This is a genomic window from Pseudomonas sp. GL93 (assembly GCF_003408955.1).
Lineage (GTDB): Bacteria > Pseudomonadota > Gammaproteobacteria > Pseudomonadales > Pseudomonadaceae > Aquipseudomonas > Aquipseudomonas paracarnis.
Map to the genome: position 1 here is coordinate 279,836 of NZ_NKRF01000076.1, position 15,368 is coordinate 295,203.

The 15,368-nt window shown below is 57.7% G+C and carries 14 protein-coding genes, 1 tRNA gene and 1 pseudogene; 6 read left to right on the forward strand and 10 right to left on the reverse strand.

The window, feature by feature from the left end; genetic code table 11:
• Nucleotides 1-23 precede the first annotated feature (23 nt).
• Complete coding sequence (locus CER19_RS16005; protein WP_116667105.1) at nt 24-383, reverse strand: hypothetical protein; 360 nt, start codon at nt 381-383, stop codon at nt 24-26.
• Entirely contained in the window at nt 384-1,358 is a 975-nt protein-coding gene (locus CER19_RS16010) for a hypothetical protein (protein WP_116667106.1), read from the reverse strand. It lies immediately after the preceding gene.
• Between the two features lie 129 nt (nt 1,359-1,487).
• Between CER19_RS16010 and CER19_RS29095 the strand changes: the two are divergent.
• Nucleotides 1,488-1,655 (forward strand): annotated as a pseudogene (locus tag CER19_RS29095) (short-chain dehydrogenase); the annotation flags it as partial.
• Between the two features lie 121 nt (nt 1,656-1,776).
• Here CER19_RS29095 and CER19_RS16020 read toward each other — a convergent pair.
• Nucleotides 1,777-2,406, reverse strand: coding sequence for a hypothetical protein (locus tag CER19_RS16020; protein WP_116667107.1), 630 nt, complete (start codon nt 2,404-2,406; stop codon nt 1,777-1,779).
• A 279-nt stretch (nt 2,407-2,685) separates the two neighbouring features.
• Nucleotides 2,686-2,775: transfer RNA gene (locus CER19_RS16025), tRNA-Ser, on the reverse strand.
• A gap of 103 nt (nt 2,776-2,878) precedes the next feature.
• Here CER19_RS16025 and CER19_RS28805 point away from each other — a divergent pair.
• The 4 genes from CER19_RS28805 to CER19_RS16040 all read left to right on the forward strand — a co-directional run bounded on the left by CER19_RS28805 (nt 2,879) and on the right by CER19_RS16040 (nt 5,876).
• Nucleotides 2,879-3,046 carry a hypothetical protein gene (locus CER19_RS28805; protein WP_165861636.1) on the forward strand — a complete coding sequence of 56 codons (168 nt, stop codon included), beginning with the start codon at nt 2,879-2,881 and terminating at the stop codon, nt 3,044-3,046.
• Between the two features lie 50 nt (nt 3,047-3,096).
• Complete coding sequence (locus CER19_RS16030; protein WP_014719521.1) at nt 3,097-3,789, forward strand: crotonase/enoyl-CoA hydratase family protein; 693 nt, start codon at nt 3,097-3,099, stop codon at nt 3,787-3,789.
• 212 nt (nt 3,790-4,001) lie between these two features.
• Entirely contained in the window at nt 4,002-4,745 is a 744-nt protein-coding gene (locus CER19_RS16035; RefSeq protein WP_116667108.1) for a 1-acylglycerol-3-phosphate O-acyltransferase, read from the forward strand.
• A gap of 159 nt (nt 4,746-4,904) precedes the next feature.
• Nucleotides 4,905-5,876 carry a magnesium and cobalt transport protein CorA gene (locus tag CER19_RS16040; RefSeq protein ID WP_003193449.1) on the forward strand — a complete coding sequence of 324 codons (972 nt, stop codon included), beginning with the start codon at nt 4,905-4,907 and terminating at the stop codon, nt 5,874-5,876.
• Here CER19_RS16040 and CER19_RS16045 read toward each other — a convergent pair.
• The 3 genes from CER19_RS16045 to CER19_RS16055 all read right to left on the reverse strand — a co-directional run bounded on the left by CER19_RS16045 (nt 5,873) and on the right by CER19_RS16055 (nt 10,170).
• Complete coding sequence (locus CER19_RS16045; protein WP_116667109.1) at nt 5,873-6,598, reverse strand: amidotransferase; 726 nt, start codon at nt 6,596-6,598, stop codon at nt 5,873-5,875. The two genes, CER19_RS16040 and CER19_RS16045, sit on opposite strands and share 4 nt — an antisense overlap.
• 205 nt (nt 6,599-6,803) lie before the next feature.
• Nucleotides 6,804-8,948, reverse strand: coding sequence for a 3-hydroxyacyl-CoA dehydrogenase NAD-binding domain-containing protein (locus tag CER19_RS16050; RefSeq protein WP_116667110.1), 2,145 nt, complete (start codon nt 8,946-8,948; stop codon nt 6,804-6,806).
• A gap of 16 nt (nt 8,949-8,964) precedes the next feature.
• Entirely contained in the window at nt 8,965-10,170 is a 1,206-nt protein-coding gene (locus CER19_RS16055) for an acetyl-CoA C-acetyltransferase (RefSeq protein ID WP_054920493.1), read from the reverse strand.
• 647 nt (nt 10,171-10,817) lie between these two features.
• Here CER19_RS16055 and CER19_RS16060 point away from each other — a divergent pair.
• Nucleotides 10,818-11,618, forward strand: a complete 801-nt coding sequence (locus CER19_RS16060) for a cytochrome c (RefSeq protein ID WP_116667131.1) — start codon at nt 10,818-10,820, stop codon at nt 11,616-11,618.
• Nucleotides 11,619-11,824: 206 nt separating this feature from the next.
• Here the strand turns inward: CER19_RS16060 and CER19_RS16065 are convergent, their stop codons facing one another.
• From CER19_RS16065 to CER19_RS16075, 3 genes are read right to left on the reverse strand one after another with little or no spacing between them, the layout of a single operon-like run.
• Nucleotides 11,825-12,607 (reverse strand): transglutaminase family protein, encoded by a 783-nt coding sequence (locus CER19_RS16065; protein ID WP_116667111.1) that lies wholly within the window; start codon nt 12,605-12,607, stop codon nt 11,825-11,827.
• On the reverse strand, nt 12,604-13,554 hold the full coding sequence (locus CER19_RS16070) for an alpha-E domain-containing protein (protein WP_116667112.1): 951 nt from the start codon (nt 13,552-13,554) through the stop codon (nt 12,604-12,606). The genes CER19_RS16065 and CER19_RS16070 overlap by 4 nt, the downstream gene beginning before the upstream one ends.
• A 4-nt stretch (nt 13,555-13,558) precedes the next feature.
• Nucleotides 13,559-14,968, reverse strand: coding sequence for a circularly permuted type 2 ATP-grasp protein (locus CER19_RS16075; protein WP_116667113.1), 1,410 nt, complete (start codon nt 14,966-14,968; stop codon nt 13,559-13,561).
• Nucleotides 14,969-15,368 lie beyond the last annotated feature (400 nt).

Below are 15,368 nucleotides of genomic sequence, written 5' to 3' on the forward strand. Positions count from 1 at the left end.
GTCGCCCGTGTCAAAGGAACGGATTAGTTTTCTATAAAGAGCCAGCTGATACACATGACGGTAGCGGATGTGAAAGCAATCAGTGTAGGAATGACCATCCAGTACTTGAGATGTCGTGGGATTTTTTCCACGTCCTCAACCCGTACTAAACGTCTCCATTGGAGCACTTTAGGCATAAGAATGATGATAGCCATGGCGAATACGCGCACCTGCCGGCCTTCAAATGGAGTATTACGAAAAATACGCCGATGCATGTTTACATAGTCGCTGTGCTCCACAAAGCGCTCCGCCGCATCGAGTTTTTTGAACATGGCACAAAAAGTGAGAGGAATGCTAAATAGCATGATGACGCCCGCGCACATGCCGATGTATTCGAAGACCATTTAACCCCTCACAGTCTCATAGAGCACTTTTCCTATATTTTCTCCGAAAGAGCTTCCGGCTTTGCCTAAAACGAGCCCACCTGTGGCACCGCCAACGATGGCACATGCCAAGGCTCCGGCGCCTGCTGTAGGTATGCCAAAAACAATCATGCAGGCACCTGTTCCTACAGCGGCCCCCATACTCCCACCTAGCAATGCACCACCCACCCCCAGCACTGACTTACCTCCTTCCACATACTTCGCCTGCGTGCACGCTTGCTCACGCCCCGAGGAGCACGCCTCCGTTATCTCCAGAGCCGTCGCCCCAACATCCAGCGCTATACCAATATAAGTACCCTTCTTCAAAATCTGCGAAGCCTTGGCTACTCGCTTAACCCGCTGCTCATACCCAGGAATTTCTCCATGGTGCCAATAGCTTTTACTGGAAATCCCCAGCATTTTTTTTATTGACCCTTCCTTTTTCATACCTGTCCCAAAGCGCGCCACTCCGGAAAGTTGGGTATCCAGCCGTGTAAACAGCGCTGCTCGCTTGACCAGGAACGCCTGCTTCGCCTCCACGGAGCCCTTTCTCAAGTACTGCTTATGCAAATCCTCAATGTCCATAAGCGTCTTCTCGATTTGCTCCAGATGTTTGTTCCAGGCACTGCTCGCGCTCCCCATGCCGAGGGAGGTGTAAGACAAGATCGCCTGTAGCTGATCATAGTTTTTGATCAGGAACTGGTCCGCTGCGGAGTGCGCCAGCAGGGTAAGTTTTATGTTCTGTGCCGAGCGCATCAACCGTGCCTCCTCAGCGGTGCACGATGCGGTTCGGCTATCCCCGATGATGACTAAATGCCCAGGCAACACCACTGTGTTGCGGATGTGCGAGTTGAGGATGTCGAATTTGGTCTGTGAATGCGGATCAAGCTTCAGGCTGATTTTGAGCAATGGATAAGGCTGCGGTTGCTCATTGATAAATGCATAGGGTCCCTGCATGCACACACCTCCAAGTGACTGAGGTGCAGGACTATAAGAAGGCGTTACAACCGCAGTAAGACGCGCGCTTGAGCTCTGTTAATGTTTCGGAAATAGACTACTTAAGATCGGGCATACGCCTACAAACGCAGGCTTTGTGCCGTTACACAAGTCCTTGAGAACCTCGCACTACGTAGTGAGATCAGTAGTGATGCGATTGTACTCAGTGATTTTGAGTTGCTTTGTTCAATCCCTTTGCGCGACGGCTGCGATTTGCTGGACGTCATGAGAAGGCGAATGGATATGCCAAGCGCGTGACCTGACAACGCTAGCCTTTTCAAACCCCAGAAATCACAAAACCCCTAGTTTCTCTCGAAACCAGGGGTTTTGTTTACATCGAATTTGGCGGTGAAGGAGAGATTCGAAAGCGCTGTGGAAATTACTTAAAGATCGCTTTGTTGTAATATTCTCCTGACTTAATTGCAGGATAAAGTACACCTAAGCGCTCAACACATCTGTGCTCAAATTCTTCGTGCACCGATTTCTTCCCCTGAAATTTTCTCTCTTTACCCACGGCCGCTTCGTATGTCATCTCGCTAGTTATCAGATTAAGAACCTTCTTCCTGCATAGATCTTCGTAAGACACCACTACTTGAAGAAAGCAAACCGTAAAAAGTGTCTTCAACACTTCAACACTATTCTTTTCCGTTCGAAAAGATTTAGGCACCACCGAACACTGATGGGATAGCAATAAACTTTTAGCTTTACTTACATCCTTATCCGAAAAAATCGCATATGGATTATGCGCAAAAGTATTCCTTATACCATTGCAATAGTCAAAAAACTTTCGCACATCTGAACTCAAAACACCTAAAGCAGAAAGAAAATCAAACTTCAGCAAGAAAGAAACTCTTCTTAGCTCCATTACATTAGCCATAGGAAGAGCTTCAAAAAGAGTTTTATCTAGAACTTTATCTATCGAAAAGTGTAATTTTACGACCAAATTTAATAAATCGGTTTCACCCTCAACTAAAGTTCTAAAGTCTTTCTCAATAGACTCAACGTTCATCGGGCTCTCCTTGCAAGGTCTCAAAGCGCCATTTTTTTGCAATTCAAATGTGAGCGTGAATTCCCAGCAACCAAGCTGCACCCACCATCTTCAGGTGCAGATCTGGCCTACAAACTGACCTAGGCGCTCCCAATGATCAATAGTTTAGGAGCTCGTTTGCAAATCACCTGCCTCCACCACTGTTCCCAGAATTGTTCCCATACGGCCCTTTTTCAGACACCAGAAACCACAAACCCCCGACTTTCTCTAGGAAAATCAGGGGTTTGTGTTTACTTAATGTGGCGGTGAAGGAGAGATTCGAACTCTCGATACAATTTCTTGTATACACACTTTCCAGGCGTGCTCCTTAAGCCACTCGGACACTTCACCGTATCTCGTCAAACCAGTTCAGTCTGTCGAGGCGCGCTAATGTAGTCGAAAGCCTTTCTGATGGCAAAGGTTTTTTTCAGAATTTTCATGCGGTTAGACCGTTATGCCATTCCCCGCCCGGCAAGGGGTGGTGATTGTGCCATTCTCAGGCATCGGCGGCACGCGTCTGGAGCGCTTGCTGCGCCCTGCTCCGGGGCGTCTACCCTTGGGGATGCAGGAAAAGCCTGACTGGGTAGTCAGTCACGGCGCTTTACCCGCACGGGCGCGGTGAGTAACGTCTGCGCATCTACCTCTATAACAAACCCTACAAGGAACCGCGTCATGAGTGAGTTGATTGCCTACCACTTCGAAGACGGTATCGCGACCCTGACCCTGAGCAACGGCAAGGTGAATGCCATTTCTCCGGCGGTGGTCAGTGAGTTTAATGCGGCGCTGGATCAAGCCGAGAAGGATCGGGCGGTGGTGATCATCACGGGTACGCCGGGGATTTTGTCGGGTGGTTATGATTTGAAGGTGATGACCGCCGGCCCTAAAGAGGCAATCAGCCTGGTGACCTCGGGTTCGACCCTGGCGCGGCGGATGTTGGCGCATCCGTTCCCGGTGATCGTGGCCTGCCCTGGGCATGCGGTGGCCAAGGGCGCGTTCCTGTTGTTGTCGGCCGATTATCGGATTGGCGTCGAAGGCCCGTTCAGCATTGGCCTCAATGAAGTGGCGATTGGCATGACCATGCACCACGCCGGTATCGAGTTGGCGCGGGACCGCCTGCGTAAGTCGGCGTTTCAGCGTTCGGTGATCAATGCCGAGATGTTTGATCCACAAGGCGCCTTGCACGCCGGCTTCCTCGACAAGGTGGTGGCACCGGAAGAACTGCACGCCGCCGCACTGGAAGCGGCACGGCAGCTGAAGAAGATCAATATGAACGCGCACAAGCACACCAAGTTGAAAGTGCGCCGCGCACTGCTCGAAGCTCTGGACGATGCAATCATCCAGGATCAGGGCCATAGCCTGAGCTAAATCCTACACCTGCTGTGCCTGAGCCCGACCTTGAGTCGGGCTTTTTCTTACCTATAAATGTGAAACGTCCGGAGCCGCTCTAGCTAGCCGTTATCGGCCCATGTGGAAACATGCGCTTAAACATCGGCTATCTCCTACATCTGTAGGGGCAATTGCCGAATACAGTGCACATCCGTACACTGCGCCACCTTTTGTCCCGATGGGCCGTGTCGATGCTTTTTCTGTTGCGTATGTTGTTGATGAGCCTGCATTTTATGATCGCTGGCGTGCTGGGTGTGCTGGTCGGTGTGTGCCGGCCGTTCAATCCGGACAACAGCCGTCTCTGCGCTCGCCTGTATGCGTTGCCGGCCATGCGGATCCTGGGCTTGAACGTGAAGACCGACGTCGACTCGCTGCGCAACAAGCCCGGTACCTGCGTGGTAATCGCTAATCATCAGTCCAACTACGATCTGTTTGTGTTCGGCAATGTGGTGCCCCATCGCACGGTCTGCATCGCCAAGAAAAGCCTGAAATGGGTACCACTGTTCGGCCAATTGTTCTGGCTGGCGGGCAATGTGCTGATCGACCGTGGCAATGCGCACAAGGCACGGCGTGCGATGCTCACCACCACGCATACCTTGCAGCATGAGGACACGTCGATCTGGGTGTTCCCGGAAGGCACGCGCAACCTGGGCAAAGGGTTGTTGCCGTTCAAGAAAGGCGCGTTCCATATGGCGATTGCGGCCGGTGTGCCTATCGTGCAGGTGTGTGTCAGCAATTACGTGACGCAGATGAAGCTCAATCGTTGGGACAGCGGCAGTGTGCTGATACGCTCGTTGCCGCCGATTCCTACCTGTGGATTGACGGTGGATGACATCCCTCAGTTGCTGCTGACGTGTCAGACGCAGATGGATGAGTGCATTGCACAAATGGACCGTGAGCTTGTAGGAGCGAGCTTGCTCGCGAAAAACGTATAAGCGACGACGGTCCCACCTGATGGCGCTGCGTTATCGTTGACGATCTTCGCGAGCAAGCTCGCTCCTACAGGGGAATGGGTAATGTCATCAGCAACAACGGAACGCCATTCAGGCTAAGCTGCCCAACATCTGTCCTCTTGATAAGAAGTGATCAGCACCATGGGTAGAGTTGTTGCGGCGGCCGTCTACAGCGCCGGTAAGAAAGTCTCAGATATCACTCTCGATGAAGGCGCGGCCTGGGCCGCCAAACCTGGGCACTTTGTGTGGATCGGCCTGGAAGAACCCAGCGCCCAGGAATTGAACAACCTGCAACGCCAGTTCAACCTGCACGAACTGGCGATCGAAGACGCGATGGAAAAACACAGCCGCCCGAAGCTGGAAACCTTCGGCGACGCGCTGTTTATCGTCACCTACTCACCGGTGCGCGAGAACGGCAAGCTGGAGTTTATCGAAACCCATATCTTTGCCGGCAACGGCTATATCATCACCGCACGCAACGGCCACTCGGCGTCCTACGGTTTTGTGCGCCAGCGTTGTGAGGCGCGACCGTTGTTGCTGGAGCATGGGGAAGATTTCGTACTTTATGCGTTGCTGGATTTTGTCACCGAAAACTATCAGCCGGTGAGCGAGGCGATCCACGCCGAGATTGATGAGCTGGAGCGTAACGTGCTGTGCAGTTCGCTCAACGAGCGTGATATCCAGCATCTCCACGGCCTGCGCCGCGATGTGTTGCGGCTCAAGCGTCATGTGGCGCCGATGGTGGAAATCAGCCAGGAGCTGCAGAAGCTCAGCTTCCCGTTTATCGACAAGAACATGCGCCCGTATTTCCGTGATGTGCAAATCCACGTTACGCGACAGATGGAAGACCTCACCACCCTGCGCGACATTGCCAGCCAGACCATCGAGATCGGTGTGCTGCTCGAGGCCTCGCGCCAGAGCGTGGTGCAGCGCAAGTTCGCCGCGTGGGCGGCGATCCTGGCGTTCCCCACGGCGGTGGCGGGGATTTACGGGATGAACTTCCAGAACATGCCCGAGCTGCAATGGCACTACGGCTATTTTGCGGTGCTCGGTTTTATTACCTTGGGCTGTACCGGTTTATGGGCCAGCTTCAAGCGTTCGGGCTGGCTTTAAGCCTTGGCTTCAGGCTGGTGCGCGACAAAGCGCATCATCCACTCCGCCACGGTCACGCCGTGGTGGTCGCGGTCCAGGCTGGCCACGCCGTTGCTGTAGACCTTCTCACCCAGGGTCGTCTGAAGAATCTCCAGCAACTCGCGGGAATAGTCATGGATAAATTCCGGGTGCCCCTGAAAGCACAGCACCTGGTCGCCGATGTGGTACGCGGCAAACGGGCAAAATTCGCTGGAGGCGATCACCGTGGCGTTTTCCGGCAACGTGGTGACTTGATCCTGGTGGCTGATCAATAGCGTCAGTTCCGGCACCTCAGGACTCATCCATGGCGTCTTGGCATCCAGCTTGTAGGCGTGGGTGCCCATGCCCCAGCCCTGGCTGGCACGTTCGGCCTTGCCGCCCAGCAGCAGCGCGAGCAACTGATGGCCGAAGCACACACCCAGCAGCTTGTCGCCACGCTCATAGCGCGTGAGCAGGTAGGTCTTGAGGGTCTGGATCCAAGGGTCGGTACCGAACGAATCGGCCTTGCTGCCGGTGATCAGGTACGCGTCAAACACTTCGTCATCCGGCGGGTACTCGTCCTGCACCACGTTGTAGACCACAAACTCGGCGGCAATCGGTTGCTTGGCAAACAGGCGCTTGAACATCTGCCCATAGCCTTGGTACTCATCGATCAAAGCGGGACGCAGAATATCGGTTTCCAGGATGCAGACGCGTAGCGACATAAAAAATACCTGACACGGCGATGGGAATATTGCACACCCAGAGCCTGCCTTGAAATACACCCCCAAAGCAAGCCCTCAATGGGCGCCCACACTCACTGTAGGAGCGAGCTTGCTCGCGAAGAACGTCAACGATAACGCAGGTATCCTGGATAAAAGCGTTGCCTGTGCGTTTTTCGCGAGCAAGCTCGCTCCTACAGTGAGGTACTTAGAAGATTGCGCCTTTTGCGGCTTTTTCCAGCAACAACGCCGGCGGCGAGAAGCGCTCCCCGTACTCCTCGGCGAGGTAGCGGGCGCGGGCGATGAAGTCGTTCAGCCCATACTGATTGATAAACTGCAACGCGCCGCCACTCCAAGCGGCAAAACCGATGCCGAAGATTGAACCAACGTTGGCATCCGCCGTGGACATCAACACGCCCTCCTCCACGCAACGCACGGTTTCGATGGCTTGGATAAACAGCAAGCGGTCGCGCACGTCCTTAGGTGAGATTTGCTTGCCGGGCTGTTCTAACCGGTTTTTCAGCTCAGGCCACAGGTGCTTCTGGCCGCTTGCGGGATAGTCGTAAAAACCACCGCCGGCCGCCTTGCCTGTGCGCTTGTATTCGTTCACCAACAGATCGATCACCGCCGTCGCCGGATGGTTTGGCATGGCCTTGCCTTCGGCCTGCAGATCCTTGGCCGTTTGCTGTCGGATATGGCTCATCAGGCTGAGGGACACTTCATCGGACACCGCCAACGGCCCCACCGGCATCCCGGCCTTGCGCGCTTCGGTCTCGATCATCGGCGCGGCCACGCCTTCGCCGAGCATGGCGATGCCTTCGTTGGTAAAGGTGCCGAATACCCGTGAGGTGAAAAAGCCGCGACTGTCGTTGACCACAATCGGGGTTTTCTTGATTTGCAGTACGAAGTCAAACCCTCGGGCCAGGGTTTCGTCGCTGGTGCGCGCACCTTTGATGATTTCCACCAGGGGCATTTTGTCCACAGGGCTGAAGAAGTGCAGGCCGATGAACTTGGCTTGATCGGGCACCGCCGTGGCCAGGCCGCTGATGGGCAAGGTGGAGGTGTTGGAGGCGATCACCGCGTCAGCCCCCACCACGCTTTGCGCCGCGGCCGAAACCTTGGCCTTGAGTGCGCGGTCTTCGAATACGGCCTCGATGATCAGGTCGCAGCCGGCCAGGTCGGCGTCATCCAGCGTAGGATGAATGCGCGCCAGGGTGGTTTCGCGCTGTTCGGCGGTCAATTGCCCACGGCTGACTTTCTTGTCCAGCAATGCGGCCGAATGGGCTTTGCCTTTTTCAGCGGCGGCCAGGGTGATGTCTTTGAGCACCACCTCGATCCCCGCACAGGCACTGACATAGGCGATGCCCGCGCCCATCATCCCGGCGCCGAGCACACCGACTTTGCGCGTTACATAAGGCGCAAAACCCTGCGGGCGCGAGCTGCCGGCGTTGATTTGGTTGAGCTGGAACCAGAAGGTGCCGATCATGTTTTTTGCCACTTGCCCGGTCACCAGTTCGGTGAAGTAGCGGGTTTCGATCAGGTGCGCGGTGTCAAAGTCCACCTGGGCGCCCTCGACCGCCGCACACAGGATTTTCTCCGGCGCAGGGAAGCAGCCCTGGGTCTTGCTACGCAAAATCGACGGGGCAATGGCGAGCATCTGCGCGACTTTAGGGTGGGACGGCGTGCCGCCGGGAATTGCGTAGCCCTTGTTGTCCCAGGGTTGCCTAACGTCGGGATTAGCCAGAATCCAGGCGCGGGCCTGGGCCAGCAATGCCTCGCGATCCGCCGCCAACTCATCAATCAAGCCCGCTTGCAGGGCCTGGGCGGGCCGCACCTTTTTGCCTTCGAGCAAATACGGCAAGGCCTTTTCCAGGCCAAGCATGCGCACCATACGCACCACGCCGCCCCCACCTGGCAACAGGCCAAGGGTGACTTCCGGCAAGCCCAGTTGCACTGACTTGTCGTCCAGCGCGACCCGGTGATGGCAGGCCAGGCAAATTTCCCAACCGCCGCCCAGGGCCGCGCCATTGATCGCGGCCACCACCGGTTTGCCGAGGGTTTCCAGGCGGCGCAACTGCGCTTTCAATACCAACACACTGTCGTAGAACGCCTTGGCGTGGGTTTTATCGACCTTGATCAGCTCATTGAGGTCGCCCCCGGCAAAAAAGGTTTTCTTGGCCGAGGTAATCACCACCCCGGCGATCTCGTCTTTTTCAGCTTCCAGGCGCGTGAGGGTGGCCGCCATGGCTTCACGGTAGACGGCGTTCATGGTGTTGGCGCTCTGGCCGGGCATGTCGAGGGTCAGCACCACGATCTGGTCCTGGCCTTTTTCGTAACGAATGGCATCGGTCATGACAAATTCCTTAGGCTCAGAGGCGTTCGATAATGGTGGCGATCCCCATGCCACCGCCGACACACAAGGTGGCCAGGCCGTAGCGTTGCTGGCGCACCTCCAGCTCGTCGAGCAAGGTGCCGAGGATCGCGCAGCCGGTGGCGCCCAAGGGGTGGCCCATGGCAATGGAGCCACCGTTGACATTCACCCGTGCAGCGTCGATGCCCATGTCTTTGATGAACTTGAGCACGACCGAAGCAAAGGCTTCGTTGACTTCAAACAGGTCGATGTCTTCAACCCGCAGACCGGCCTTGGCCAGCGCCTTGCGAGTGGCCGGCGCGGGGCCGGTGAGCATGATGGTCGGGTCGGTACTGGTCACCGCCGTTGCGACAATACGCGCCCGCGGTTGCAGGCCCAGCTCGCGGCCTTTGGCCTCGGAGCCGATCAGCATCAGCGCGGCGCCATCCACGATGCCGGAACTGTTGCCCGGCGTGTGCACATGGTGGATGCGCTCCACGTGGCTATAGACCCGCAACGCGGTGGCGTCGAAGCCCATCTGGCCCATCATTTCGAAGCTCGGCTTGAGCTTGCCCAAGCCCTCGAGGGTTGAGTCGCCGCGGATAAATTCGTCATGGTCCAGCAGCACGATGCCGTTCTGGTCGTGCACCGCAATCAACGACTTGTTGAAGGAACCGTCTGCCCGCGCCCTGGCGGCTTTCTGCTGGGACTGCAGGGCAAAGGTGTCGACATCCTGGCGCGTGAAGCCTTCCAGGGTGGCGATCAGGTCGGCGCCAATGCCTTGGGGCGTGAAGTGGCTGTGCATATTGGTTTGCGGGTCGAGTACCCAAGCGCCGCCATCGCTGCCCATGGGCACGCGGGACATGGATTCGACGCCGCCGACGACCACCAGGTCTTCGAAGCCGGAACGCACCTTCATCGCCCCCAGGTTCACCGCTTCCAGGCCCGACGCGCAGAAGCGATTGACCTGCACACCGGCAACACTGACATCCCAGTCGGCCACCAGCGCGGCGGTCTTGGCGATATCGGCGCCCTGGTCGCCCACGGGGGTGACGCAGCCCAGGACGATATCATCCACTTGGCGGGTGTCGAGGTCGCTGCGCTGCGCCAACGCCGTGAGCAAGCCCGCCACCAGGTTTACCGGCTTGACGCTGTGCAGGGCACCGTCGGCCTTGCCTTTACCTCGGGGCGTGCGTATCGCATCAAAGATCAAAGCTTGGGTCATGACATCCTCGAACCGCTGTGGGTGTGTGCCCCTACCTTAGGCCCGATTGACACGGTTTCAATGACGGATGCGCTCATTGCTTTTGACCCCCTCGCTCGGACGAACGGTAGGTCTCTATGGGAAATGCCTGATTAATCGTTTTAGCTGTCTAGCCCTAGGCCTGGCGCCAAGATGGCAATAAGCCTCATGCCGTTTTTAGCGCAAATACTTCTTAGCTGATATGAAATGAGTCTAAGCCAGAAAGAACGGGCGCTCTAAGGTTGAATCTGTAAGACGCTGCTGCCGGGTTTTGCTGGAGCAGCTGTAAGAAAAGTGCAACGTCACCTCGCGATACTGAATACAACGGCACGCATTTGACGCTCAGGAATAACAACAAAAGAAAAGGCAGTCAGCCATGTTCAAACAATCGAAAGTACGTCAGGCGGGACTTATTCTGTTCGCCACCACCTTGATTCTGATCTTGCCCAATTTAACCAAGGTTATTGGGTGACACTCCCAGCTTCCGTGCACACACCGCACCAGGCCTGCAGCTTTTGGCAGCACCTGCCAGGACATTGCGCTTAGCGCTCCTGTTGCAGGGGCTGTCTTTTTACCTGCCGTTTTCCGTTATCGTGTGCGCCCTCACTCTCTCGCAACGGGGCTGCGCCTTGAAACCGATCCTCGCCCTTTTTGCCCTGCTGCTGAGCCTGCCTGCGACGGCGGCACAGTTGACCATCGAGTTGGACCACAGCCAAAAGACCTGGCAGACCGCCGAGCTGCTCAAGCACCCGGAGGCTCAGACGGTGCAGATCGTCGATGATGTGTCCTACAAGCGCACTATGACCTATCGCGCGGTGCCCCTCGCAGTGCTCTTGCCGGGCCTTAAACCTGCGAACCACCTGCAAGCCGTTGCCCTTGATGGTTTTGCCGCCGAACTTGCCGCCGCGCCGTTACTAGACAAAAACGGTGCCCGCGCCTGGCTGGCGGTGGAAGACCCGGCCCATCCATGGCCACCGCTGGCACAAGGCAAGCCCAGCGCTGGACCTTTCTATCTAGTCTGGACCAACCCTCAAGCCGGACGTATCAGCCCGGAACAGTGGCCGTTCCAGGTATCAAAATTCAAGCAGTTGCAGACGGTTGGCGAGCGTTTCCCGGCGTTATTGCCCGACCCGAAGCTGGCGGCAAACGACCCGATCAACCAAGGCTTCGCGTTGTTCCAGAAGAACTGCCTGGCGTGCCATCGCCTCAATGGCGGCGGTGATGCCCAGATGGGGCCGGACCTGAATGTGCCCTACAACCCCACCGAGTATTTCAGCGGCGACTTCCTCAAGCGTTACATTCGTGATCCGCAGAGCCTGAGGCACTGGCCACAGGCGAAGATGCCGGCGTTTACAGCCAGTGTATTACCGGACACTGAGTTGGACTTGCTGGTGGGATATCTGCGGCATATGGCGGGCCGCAAGTTGTAGGAGCGAGCTTGCTCGCGAAAACCCTGAGAGCATCATTGGGTATCAGGCTTCCCGAGTAATCGTCGATCGTTCCCACGCTCTGCGTGGGAATGCCTCTTGTGAGGCTCTGCGTCACGCTTTGGGACGCGGAGCGTCCTCGGCTGCATTCCCACGCAGTGCGTGGGAACGATCAATATCGATCATACCCACGCAGAGCGCGGGAACGGTCATTGCTGCGGCGCCACGAATACCTTGGCGTGCATCTGCTCATGCCCACCGCCACGGCGCATGCCACGTACCGGGCAGGCGTCGAGGTAGTCCAGGCCGACGGCCAGCTTCAAGTGCCGCTCCGGCCGCGCCAGTTGGTTGGTCACGTCAAAGCTGTACCAGGCGTCATCCAGCCAGGCTTCGGCCCAGGCATGACTGGCCAGGTGCGAGCTGTCTTCGGTGTACAAATACCCCGACACATACCGCGCCGGGATCCCCAGGCTGCGTGCGCAGGCCAGGAACGCATGGGTGTGGTCCTGGCACACGCCAGCGGCACCTGCAAAGGCCTGGGCGGCGCAGGTATCGACGTCGGTCGCGCCGGGGGTGTAGACCATGGAGTGGTTAAGCGCCTGCATCAAGTCGATAAGCGCCGTGCGGTCGCGGCGCTGATGGCAGTGTTGCTCGGCAAACCCGCGCAGGGCGTCGTCGGGCTCGGTGAGGCGCGTCGAGCGCAGGAACGGAAAGGCAGACTGGCTTTCGTGTTCGGCCTCGCGCAATTCATCGATCTCCACCACGCCCCGGGCGCCGATGATGATAGCGTCGTGGGGTTCGTCCAGCGTGAGCACATGCAAGATATTGCCGAAGGGGTCCACCTGTGCCCGCACCGGGCGCGGCAGGTCGAGTTGCCAGCTCAGCACGTGTTGGCGCTCGCTGTCATGGGGGGTCAGGCGCAGGTACTGGATGCTGGCCCGCACCTGGTCTTCGTAGTGGTAGGTGGTGTCGTGGCTGATGGAGAGTCTCATGCCGCCTCCAGGTAGGAACTGTAGATGGCGTCGCCCAACTGGCGGACCAAGGGGATAAAGTCGGTCAGCCAGGCATGCAGGCCTTCCTCGAGGATTTCGTCGATGGCGGTAAAGCGCAGGCGTGCATCCATCTCGGCGGCCAGACGCTGGGCCGGGCGGCCATTGAGGCCGGGCAGGCTGGCGAGGATCTGGTCGATCTCTTCGCTGCAAGCGCGCAGCGAACGCGGCACATCTGCGCGTAACAGCAACAGCTGGGCCACTTGCCGAGCGCCTGGCGCATCGCGATAAATCTCGGTGTACGCCTCGAACGACGACAGTGCGCGCAGCAACGCACTCCATTGGTAATACGCGTGAGCCGTGCCATCGCTGACCGCCGCCGCCTGTTCGCCGGCCATTTCGTAGCGTGCATCCAGCAAGCGCAGGGTGTTATCGGCGCGCTCGATAAAGGTGCCCAGGCGAATAAAGCGGAAGGCATCGTTGCGCATGATGGTGCCGTACGTGGCGCCCCGAAACAGATGGGAACGCTCCTTGACCCACTCACAAAACCGGCTCATGCCGTAATGGCTGAGCCCCTGCTGGGCGATATCGCGAATGTCCAGCCAGGTGACGTTGATGTTTTCCCACATGTCGGCGGTGATTCGCCCACGTACCGCATGGGCGCTGGCCCGCGCTGCGCCCAGGCAGCTGTAGATGCTCGCTGGGTTGGCCGCGTCCAAGGCAAAAAAGTGCAGCAAGCGTTCAGCGTGCAATGGGCCATGGCGCGTGTGGTATTCCTCCAGGGTGCCGGTGATCAACAGCGGCATGGCCAATTCGTGCAGGCCATCGCCGCGTCCGTCCTGGGGCATCAGCGACAGCGAATAGCTGACATCGAGCATGCGCGCGAGGTTTTCGGCGCGCTCCAGGTAGCGCGACATCCAGTACAAATCCGAGGCAGTTCTACTCAACATGGCATCAGTCCTCGACCACCCAGGTGTCTTTGGTTCCGCCGCCCTGGGACGAGTTGACCACCAGCGAACCTTCGCGCAGCGCCACGCGGGTCAGGCCACCCGGTACCACGCGGGTCTCCTTGCCGGACAACACGAAGGGGCGCAGGTCGATATGACGTGGGGCGATGCCGTTTTCGACAAAGGTCGGGCAGGTGGACAAGCACAGGGTCGGCTGCGCGATATAGGCGTGTGGCTTGGCCTTGATACGCGCCCGGAACGCTTCGATTTCTGCGGTTGTAGACGCCGGGCCAACCAACATGCCGTAACCACCGGAGCCCTGGGTTTCCTTGACCACCAGGTCGGGCAGGTTGGCCAGTACGTGGGACAATTCGTCAGGCTTACGGCATTGGAAGGTCGGAACGTTCTGCAGGATCGGCTCTTCGTCGAGGTAGAAGCGGATCATCTCGGTGACGAACGGATACACAGATTTGTCGTCCGCAACCCCGGTGCCAATGGCGTTGGCCAGCACCACGTTGCCGCAACGGTAGGCGGCAAGCAGGCCGGGTACACCGAGCATGGAGTCCGGGTTGAAAGCCAGCGGGTCAAGGAACGCATCATCGAGGCGACGGTAGATCACATCGACAGCCTTGGGCCCGTCGGTGGTGCGCATGAACACACGGTCATCGCGCACGAACAAATCCGCGCCTTCCACCAATTCCACACCCATTTCCCGAGCCAGGAAGGCATGTTCGAAGAACGCGCTGTTGAAACGCCCGGGCGTCAGTACCACCACACTGGGGTTATCCAGTGGGCTGGCGCTTTTGAGGGTGTCGAGCAGCAGGTTAGGGTAATGGTCAATGGGTGCGATGCGCTGGGCAGCGAACAGTTCGGGGAACAGACGCATCATCATCTTGCGGTCTTCGAGCATGTAGCTGACACCGCTGGGCGTGCGCAGGTTGTCCTCGAGCACGTAGTACGTGCCGTCGCCATCGCGTACGAGGTCGACCCCGGAGATGTGCGAATAGATATCGCGGTGCAAATCCAGGCCCTGCATTGCCAGTTGGTATTGCTCGTTGGCCAGTACCTGTTCGGCAGGAATGATGCCGGCCTTGATGATGCGTTGGTCGTGGTAGAGGTCGGCGAGGAACAGGTTCAGCGCCTTGACCCGCTGGATGCAACCGCGCTCGACAATCCGCCATTCACTCGCCGGAATGCTGCGGGGGATGGTGTCGAAGGGGATCAGGCGCTCGGTGCCTTGTTCGTCCCCGTAGAGGGTGAAGGTGATACCGGCGCGGTGGAACAGCAAATCGGCTTCACGCCGGCGCTGGGCCAGCAGATCGGCAGGGGTATCGGCCAGCCAACGGGCGAACTCGCGGTAATGGGGGCGAACCTGCCCTGCCCCATCGTACATTTCATCGTAATAAGTGCGGATCATGCCGTACTCCTTGTCACCCGGACGCAAGAACCTTCGCAAGGCCCGTGCCAGCGGCATAAACACTTAATAATCAGTCAGTTGATTAATCCAACCACATTCCTCGCACCGTCCTGGTGCGCACAATGGCTTGGGTCACGTCGCGCGCCTCATCGCAATGCGGTCTTTGACTATCAACAGCATAGCCAGAGTTGATTTCACTGCCCGGCTGGCACTGCGGATAATCACCTCCATCGGCTGAACCGGAGATGTCCTACAGCGAAACCTTTTGTGCAAGCGATATCGTGTTACTTCGTGTACTGATCTACTCCCTTGAGCTTCCCTTTCCGCCACCCTATCCGGGTGGCTTTTTTTGCACGTAAAACACCGCCCAAACAAAATCGGCCGACCCAAAGGTCAGCCG